The organism is Mycobacterium sp. TH-M15 (assembly GCF_057473705.1).
In genome coordinates this window covers 1-2,655 of record NZ_JBYCLB010000546.1, presented here as the reverse complement: position 1 = coordinate 2,655, position 2,655 = coordinate 1, and the positions used below count along the sequence as shown (strand labels likewise).

3 protein-coding genes are annotated in these 2,655 nt (G+C 69.9%); 1 reads left to right on the top strand and 2 read right to left on the bottom strand.

From position 1 onward, the window contains the following. A partial coding sequence (locus AC2VNT_RS13345) for a hypothetical protein (RefSeq protein WP_486947319.1) occupies nt 1–750 on the bottom strand: 750 nt, incomplete at its 3' end. 75 nt (nt 751–825) lie between these two features. On the opposite strand from AC2VNT_RS13345, the gene AC2VNT_RS13340 reads away from it, so the two are divergent. Beyond that, nucleotides 826–1,746, top strand: a complete 921-nt coding sequence (locus tag AC2VNT_RS13340; RefSeq protein ID WP_486947318.1) for an IclR family transcriptional regulator — start codon at nt 826–828, stop codon at nt 1,744–1,746. 223 nt (nt 1,747–1,969) lie between these two features. Here AC2VNT_RS13340 and dmpG read toward each other — a convergent pair. Then, nucleotides 1,970–2,655: 4-hydroxy-2-oxovalerate aldolase (gene dmpG, locus AC2VNT_RS13335; RefSeq protein WP_486947317.1), on the bottom strand; the 686-nt coding region annotated here is incomplete at its 5' end.

The following is a 2,655-nucleotide window of genomic DNA, read 5'->3' as shown; positions in this document are numbered from 1 at the left end:
GCCGGCCGGCACGGTGATCACCAGCGCCTGATCCGGCGCCAGCTCGAAGTGCCCGGCCGACGAGGACTGGGTGGTGAGCCCGCCCGGGGTGATCCGCGGCTCGACCATGGTGTTGGCCGGCAGGTTGAGGTAGAACCACTGCGGAAACGCCAGCCAGGTCTTGACCCGGTTGACGAGTTGCTTTCCCGCCGCGGCATAGCGCCGCTCGATCCGTTCCCGGGTCAGCGGCGGCGGTGCCGTTCCCGCGGTGTCCGGCCGGGAGATGGCGATGCTGCCGCGCCGCTGCGACCAGTCGCCGTACACCTCGCGGATCACCAGTTGAGCCGGTTTCTCCGGGCGGAAGCGCCACTCGAAGCTGCCGTCGGCCGCGATCTCCAACTCGCGGTCGTCGAAAGCGGCCTCGCTGGCCGGCACCTGGGCGTCGGTGTACTCGCCGCCCAGCAGCTGGAAGCTGAGGTCGGTGGTGCTACCGCGCTCACCGGTGACCAGGTAGTCGTGACCGGCCCGCAGCACGGTCCCGAAGTAGAGGGTGTCCGGGTTGTCCAGGCCCTGCTTGGTGAACGGCCCGGTGCCCGACAGCAGGAACGGGTGATCGCGCTCGGAGCCGAACGCCAGGTGCGTGCATGCGGCGATGCAGCCCGCCAGGTACTGCAATCCCTCGGCCAGGTCGGCTTCGGTCTCGACGTGCGGCGCCTCGGCGATCAGGCGCTCCGCCTCGGTGATCGCCTGAGCCAGCGGCTCGGAGTACATCGACACATCCTTTGTGGTTCAATAATGAACCGTATCGGTAGAATTGTTGAACCACACCCTAGAACAGGCGCCGCGATGCCGCAACACGACCGCTCGGTTCGAACCTCCCCGCCGACCGCACGGGTGGTGGCCGTCCTGGACTTCCTGGCCCGCCATCCGCATGACCGGTTCGGCCTCTCCGAGCTGGCCCGGCGGCTGGATCTGAGCAAACCGACCTGCCTGGGGATCGTGACCGCGCTGACCGACGCCGGCTATCTGGTCCGCGACACACCGGAGAAGACCTACCGGCTGGGTCCGGCGCTGATCGCGCTGGGCCACGCCGCCCAGGACGCGCTGCGGGTCAGCCCGGCGGCCCGCGAAGAGCTCCGGCGGCTGTCGGCGGCCTTCGGCACCACCGCGGCGCTGTCGGCGGTGGTCGACGAGCGGATCACGGTGCTGGAGCTGGTCGCGCCACCGGACGCCAAGGCGGCGGTGCGGGCCGGGCAGAGCTACCCGTTCGCGCCGCCGGTCGGGCTGATGTTCGTGCTCTGGGACGACGACGCGCTGCGCGACTGGCTGGCCCGGGAGCCGACCATTCCGCTGCGCACCGATCCGGAACGGCTGGACCGGGTCGTCGCGGAGTGCCGGGCAACCGGCTATCTGGTCGAACGCCTCACCCCCGGGGGGCGGCGCCTCTACACGCTGATGGCCGGGCTCGCCGGCGACCTGCCCGACGAACTGCAGGCGCTCCTCGGTGAGCTGGTCTCCGATATCGGCGAGCGGGTCTACCTACGCGATGCGGGTGGTGACTCCAGTCGCCGGCGACAGGAGATCAGCGTCATCTCCGCGCCGGTCTTCGACCATCACCAGCGGCAGGTGATGGTGGTGTCACTGCAGGTCGACCGGGCACTGAGCGACGCTGAGATCACCAGACGGGGCGGTCGGCTGGTGGCGGCCGCCGACGCGGTAACCGCGCAACTCGGCGGGTCGAAGCCGCACCCGGGCCGGGGGCGGTGACACCGGCGCGGCGGTGGCCCCAAGTCGGCCCCGGCGTCGGCGTCGGAGTCCTTTGAGGGGTTTGACCACCTGGATCTGGTCGGACTTGATGCCGACCGTGACCGGGTTGCACGGGTCCACGAGCAGTTATCACCGTCGCCAAGGTAGGAAGGACTGCCGACCAGCCGCTACCTGCTGCGCAGCCCGTTCACCGTGGCGGCTCTGGCATGAACGCGACGTTCGGTTACTTGGCCCCGGCCGCTTTGGCCTCTTGTTCCTCGCGCTTGATCTCCAGCGCGATGTCGATCAGCTGATCCTCCTGGCCGCCGATCAGCTTGCGCTGGCCGGCCCGGTGCAGCAGCTCGTGGGCGGGCACCCCGTAGCGCTCGCCTTGGCGCACGGCGTGCTTGAGGAAGCTGGAGTACACCCCGGAGTAGCCCATGATCAGCGCGTTGCGGTCCAGCAGGCACTCGGCGGGCATCGCCGGGGCGACCACGTCCTCGGCGGCGTCGGCGATGTCGAAGAAGTCGATCCCGGTCTTCACACCGATCTTGTCGAAGACCCCGATCAGCGCCTCCACCGGCGCGTTGCCGGCGCCGGCGCCGAACCGTCGGCAGGAGCCGTCGATCTGCTTGGCGCCGGCCCGCACCGCCGCCACCGAGTTGGCCACCCCCATGCCGAGGTTCTCGTGGCCGTGAAAACCGACCTGGGCGTCGTCACCGAGCTCGGCAACCAGCGCGGAGACCCGGTCGGCCACGCCCTCCAGCACCAGCGCGCCGGCCGAGTCCACCACGTACACGCACTGGCAGCCACCGTCGGCCATGATACGTGCCTGCTTGGCCAGCTTCTGCGGCGGGTTGGTGTGCGCCATCATCAAGAAACCGTCGGTGTCCAGGCCCTGCTCGGGGGCGTTACCGAAGTGCTCCAGCG